General features: G+C 63.9%; 4 protein-coding genes. 1 reads left to right on the plus strand and 3 read right to left on the minus strand.

The annotated features are described in order from the left end of the window. Positions 1-174: 174 nt before the first annotated feature. The 3 genes from ATO3_RS28200 to ATO3_RS28210 all read right to left on the minus strand — a co-directional run bounded on the left by ATO3_RS28200 (position 175) and on the right by ATO3_RS28210 (position 3,620). Positions 175-1,950 (minus strand): methyl-accepting chemotaxis protein, encoded by a 1,776-nt coding sequence (locus tag ATO3_RS28200; protein WP_088653044.1) that lies wholly within the window; start codon positions 1,948-1,950, stop codon positions 175-177. A 20-nt stretch (positions 1,951-1,970) separates the two neighbouring features. After that, on the minus strand, positions 1,971-2,540 hold the full coding sequence (locus tag ATO3_RS28205; protein WP_088653045.1) for a cache domain-containing protein: 570 nt from the start codon (positions 2,538-2,540) through the stop codon (positions 1,971-1,973). Positions 2,541-2,663: 123 nt separating this feature from the next. Beyond that, on the minus strand, positions 2,664-3,620 hold the full coding sequence (locus tag ATO3_RS28210) for an alpha/beta fold hydrolase (RefSeq protein ID WP_088653046.1): 957 nt from the start codon (positions 3,618-3,620) through the stop codon (positions 2,664-2,666). A gap of 219 nt (positions 3,621-3,839) precedes the next feature. Here ATO3_RS28210 and ATO3_RS28215 point away from each other — a divergent pair, with 219 nt between their 5' ends. After that, a complete protein-coding gene (locus ATO3_RS28215; RefSeq protein ID WP_088653047.1) occupies positions 3,840-5,324 on the plus strand; it encodes an alkaline phosphatase in 1,485 nt (494 codons plus the stop codon). Positions 5,325-5,455 lie beyond the last annotated feature (131 nt).

Raw genomic sequence — 5,455 nt, forward strand, 5'->3', positions numbered from 1 at the left:
AACCTGAAGGTCAGAGGTTCAAATCCTCTCCCCGCAACCAAATCTTCATGGAAAGCGCCCCAAGGGGCGCTTTTTGCTTTGTACGACCAATCGCGACGCGACATCCAGAAGATCCATAAGAAAGGGCGCCATCCAAAAGATGGCGCCCTTTTGTTGTTCCAAGAGCCGAAAATCTCACGCCGCGAAGCTGCTGGATCCCGTATCGAAATCGGCCCCGACGCCACCTTCCGTCTTGAAGCGCGAGACGAGGTCCATCAACTCACGGGACTCCGCCTTCAGTGTATGTGTCGCAGCCGTGGCCTCTTCGACCATGGCCGCGTTCTGCTGGGTGGCGCTGTCAAGCTGGTTCATGCCGGAGGTGATCTCGCTCAGGCCCTCCGATTGCTCCCGCGCGCTGGAGGCGATGCGGGAGATATGGGCTGAGATGTCGTTGACCTGCTCGACGATCGAGGTCAGCGCCTCGCCTGTGCGGCCGACAAGCGCCACGCCGCGTTCCACCTGCTGTGATGCCCCGCCGATCAGCGACTTGATCTCCAGGGCGGCTTCGGAGGAGCGTTGCGCCAGGGCCCGGACCTCGGTTGCGACCACGGCAAAGCCCTTGCCGGCCTCTCCCGCGCGCGCCGCCTCGACACCGGCATTCAACGCCAGCAGGTTGGTCTGGAAAGCAATGTCGTCGATCACTCCGATGATCTGCTGGATCTGGTTGGAACTGGTCTCGATCTCGGTCATCGCTTCGACCGCGTCGCGCACCACCTCACCGGAGCGGTCGGCGTCCGAGCGCGCGACCATGACGATGCCTTCGACCTCCTTGGCGCCGTTCGCGGCGGCCTTGATGCTTGTGGTCAGCTCGTCCAGAGCGGCCACGGCCTCCTCGAGCGTGGCGGCCTGGGATTCGGTCCGGCCCGAAAGGTCGTCGGAGGCCTGGCTGATATCCTCGGCACCGTTTCGAATGCTTTCGGCGTTGTTGCGCACGGTGATCATGGCGGATTGCAGCCCGCTAAGCGTCTGGTTGAAATGCGCGCGCAGCATTTCATATTCCTCTCCGAAGGGTTGGCGGATGCTGCAGGTCAGATCGCCACTGGCGAGCAATTTCAAGCCCTTGCTGATCGCCTCCACCGCGGCCTGCTGGGCCTCTTGCTGGCGGGCGATCTGGTCGTTCGCGGCCTCGGCCTGTTCGGCGGCTTTCTTGGCCAGGGCATCCGCTTCCTGCGCCAGGATCAGCTTCTGGCGCTGATCTTCCAGTGCGCGCGCGATTTTACCGACCTCGTCTCCCTTGTTGACGTAGGGAATCTCCAGGTCCAGTTCCCCGTCCGAGACCCGGCTCATGCACTGGGTCACCTCACCCAGCGGGCGGGATACCCAGCGCCGCATGAGCAGGGCGGTGATTGCCAGACCGATGGCCAGAATAATCAGCGAGGTGGCCCACGACTTGAGAGTTTGGGCGCGAATGTTTGCCATCTCGCTTTCCACCGACCAGGCGGTTGCGATCGCGCCGACCGGGGTGTTGTCGGCGCCGATCAGTACTGGCAACGCCATAAGAAAGCCGGATGGGTCGCGCTGCATCGTGCCTGTGGCGATCGCCTGTGCGGCCAGGCTGCTTAGTGTCGAAGCTTCCGCGTTGCTCAGTCGGCCTGCTTCGGCGACGATCTCGCCCGTCGCATCGAATGCATAGCCGCCCGTCATCGCTTCGGGGTTCTTGTCCAGCACGGCGCCCAGCCCTGCCTCGATCGAATCGTATTTCGAGAAGCGCAGGGCACCGGCCGATTGCTCGGCCAGGTTTTCGGACGACAGTTTCGAATGATCCATCAGCCGGGTGTCTGTCATCCGGTGGATCAGGCGGGAAGACTGAACCGACATGATCGCAGTCACTGACGATGCACTGATCAGGACCAAGAGCAGGGCCTTCACGAAGACCGGCACACCGGCCCGCTTCACTTTTTCCGCTTTCATTGTCCAATCCTCCCTTGGGTTCACATGAGGGCTTCGGCGTTCACGCCGACGGTCATCGCGCCGACGACCTCACCGGTGTCCGGATCGACCATGGGGATCGAGATCTGGCCCTGGAAGATCTGCGAGGATTCATCGAATTCGATGTCGCTGATGTGGACGGCATCGGCGCCCTTGGGATAGGTCTCGTTGAACTTCGCCTCGTCGCCCTGCCACATGTCCGATGTCGCCGATGAGGCGGCCACATTCAGCCCGTGAGAATCCATTATGAACACCTCGGTGATCATGCCGCCTGCGGCCTCGACCCGCTCACGCAGGTAGTCGGAGGCGCTGTTTTCCAGCACAGGGGTGATCGTGGGCGTGTCGGCGGCGCCGATTTCGGCCCGCCAGGTGCGGTCCATTTCCTCGACCTGCGCAAGGCTCATCCCGGCGTGGCGTTCGTTCTGGGCCCGGATGGCGCTAATCAGGATCGGGTTCGTGGCCCATGGCCGGATCTCTGCTTCCAGGTAGTCCTGGAGAACCGGCGTGAAATCGTCGGCTGCCGCCGGCATGGCCAGTGAGGCCATGAGGGCGGCGATTGGTAGAATTCGCATGTGCTGGACACCTCCGTCGCATACTTCAGCACCCGAGCCTTAGCGACGAAGTCCTGCGACGGTCTTAACGGTCGAATTTTACGAAATGGGCGTCGCCCGCGCCCCGGTGGTCGGCCCTGCCGGTCAGCCCAGGCGCCCGGCGATCCGGCGCACGAAGGTGGCGCAGTCCGCGGGGGCGGTGATCGGAATCATGTGGCCGCGATCAGGCAGGGCAGTGAATTCAAGGCCGTGGGCTGTCATCGCCGCGCCCTGTTCCTGAGGATCGAGCAGGGCATCCCCGCTGCCGAACAGCACCCCGCCCGGCATGGTCAGCGCGCTGTCGTATTGTGCCGCAATCGCGCCGATCCCGGCCGAGGCCATGTAATCCTCGACCGAGGCGAGGAAGGCCTCGGGCCGCAGACCCAGGGACGCGCCGCCGCGGTCCAGGAAATCGGCGGGCCAGGGCTCCGGGCGGAAGACCTCTGTCAGGGTTTCGATCGCGGTGCGGCGGGCCATGGGAACGGCCCAGGTCCGGGCCAGCAGGTGCCGCATGCGGCGGTTGGGTTGGTTCAGCCCGTCAAAGGCCGGCGAGGCGGCGGTGTTGGGATGGGTCAGCGGCGCCAGCAGGGCCAGCGCGCCGGTCTCCGCCGGGCGCTGCACCGCCATCCCCAGTGAGACGGCACCACCCAGCGAATGCCCGACCAGCACCGGCCGCGTGACGCCGAGCCGGTCCAGCATCTCCCATATCATGCGGGCTTGCTCTGTCAGCGCGGCCTGCGCCTCGTCGTCCCTGAGGGAATAGCCGCAACCGGGGCGATCGATGACGATCAGGCGAAAGTCATCCTCCAGCAGCCCGGTCATCGCGTAGGTGAAGTGGTGCATCTGCCCGCCAAGGCCATGGATCATCACCAGCACCGGCGCCTCACGCGGACCGAGATCGAGGTAGTGGATTGCTCCGCCCGACACATCCATCCGCTCGCCGGCCTGCGGCACGCTTGCGCGGGCCTCTGCGGCCAGCTTGCGGGTTTTTACCGCGCCCAGGGCCAACCAAACGGCCGTGACGGCAAGCAGGCCCAGGAGAATAAGGAGAACGGCCTGCATTTTCGAAAAACCTTGTATTCGCAACGGGGAACCCGGCGACGAGACTGGCACAATGGGCAAGGTTTGCAAGCGGGGAGCGGCGGGCTTGCCGTGTTACGTTATAACATATTGTTAATAAATGGAAATTTCCCGAGTTATCCCCAGAAAACGCGGCATAATTGATCTTCCTGTTACACGGCGGACCTACACCCCGCCCATCTCAATCCGATGGAGACGGACATGAAAAAGACGCTGTCGCTTGTTGCGATGCTCGCCGGGACCACGGCCATGGCGCAGGATCTGCCCCAGCAGTCGAGCACTTGGTTCACCGATGCCCAGGCCACCCTTGAAACCCATCTGGCCCGCACCCCCAACACCGGCACCGCCAAGAACGTGATCGTGCTGGTCGCCGACGGCAACGGCGTCGGCACCAACTATGCCACCCGGATCTTCATGGGCCAGCAGAACGGCGCCCTGGGCGAAGAATGGGTGATGCCCTACGAGACGCCCGAGTTCCATTCGGCCCTGGTCAAGACCTACAACATCAACGCCCAGACCCCGGATTCCGCGCCCACCGCCGGCGCTCTGAACACCGGCGTCAAGCAGCGGTTCAACCTGATCAACCTGGGCGAAGACGCGATCCACGACGATTGCTCGACCGTCGAAGGCAATGAACTGACGCTTTTCTCGGAAATCGTGTCGGACGCGGGCAAGTCGGTCGGCATCGTCTCGACCGCGCGCATCACCCACGCGACCCCGGCGGCTGTCTATGCCAAGACCGCCAACCGCAACTGGGAAGATTCCGTTCCCGAGGATTGCACCGCACAGGTCGACATCGCCCAGCAGCTGCTGAACGCAATGGAAGCCGGCACGATCGATTTCGCCATGGGCGGCGGCGGCCGCTACTTCCTGCCCGAGGGCGTTGAACTGGGCGGTCTGACCGGCCGCCGGGCCGACGGTCTGAACCTGGTCGAACGTGCCACCGGACTCGGCGCGCAATTCGCCACCGACCAGGCCAGCTTCGAGGCGCTGGATCTCGCAGCGGATTCGCCGATCCTGGCGCTTTATGAAAACAGCCACATGATGTACGAGGCCGACCGCGCGGACGAGCCTTCGCTGGCCGAGATGACCAAGGCGGCCATCGAGTACCTGTCGCAGAACGAGAACGGCTATTACCTCGAGGTCGAGGCCGGCCGTGTCGACCACGCCAACCACGCGGGCAATGCCTATCGCACCCTGACCGACGGTGTGGCCTTTGCCGAGGCTGCCGCCATGGCCGACGAGCTGACAAATGACGAAGACACGCTGATCATCGTCACCGCCGACCACGAGCATGCCATCGCCTTCAACGGCTATTGCGGCCGCGGCTCGGACATCCTGGGCCTGTGCATGGGCGTCTCGCAGACCGGCGTCGAGCACGACGGCACCCCGCTGACCGCCGCCGACGGCAAGCCCTACACCGTGATGGGCTACCTCAACGGTGCCGGTTCAGTCCTGATCGAACAGGAAGACGGCAGCTACTCGGGCGAGCGTCCGGAGGTGTCGCAGGACGAGGCGACCGACATCGACTACCTGCAGCAGGCGCTGATCCCGATGTCCTCTGAAACCCATTCGGGCGTCGACGTCGCCGTCTATGCCAAGGGCCCCTGGGCGCATCTGGTCGATGGCACGCTGGAGCAGAACTACATCTTCCACGTGATGAACCACGCGGTGAACCCGCAGTAATCGCGGCCCGCGGATCGATAGGGAGGGGGCCGGGCATCCGGCCCTCTCCTGTTTTCCGGACCGGCGACATTCCGGTATACGGATCAACGAAAGGAGGGGGTATGAATGTGTTGTGAACGACCAAACGCCCT

It is taken from the genome of Marinibacterium profundimaris (genome assembly GCF_002210095.1).
Lineage (GTDB): Bacteria > Pseudomonadota > Alphaproteobacteria > Rhodobacterales > Rhodobacteraceae > Marinibacterium > Marinibacterium profundimaris.

What these genes read in the sequence shown, in the direction of transcription:
- ATO3_RS28200 (WP_088653044.1), bottom strand. Translation starts at nt 1,950, where the DNA reads ATGAAAGCGGAAAAAGTGAAGCGGGCCGGTGTGCCGGTCTTCGTGAAG.
- ATO3_RS28210 (WP_088653046.1), bottom strand. Translation starts at nt 3,620, where the DNA reads ATGCAGGCCGTTCTCCTTATTCTCCTGGGCCTGCTTGCCGTCACGGCC.
- ATO3_RS28215 (WP_088653047.1), top strand. Translation starts at nt 3,840, where the DNA reads ATGAAAAAGACGCTGTCGCTTGTTGCGATGCTCGCCGGGACCACGGCC.
- ATO3_RS28205 (WP_088653045.1), bottom strand. Translation starts at nt 2,540, where the DNA reads ATGCGAATTCTACCAATCGCCGCCCTCATGGCCTCACTGGCCATGCCG.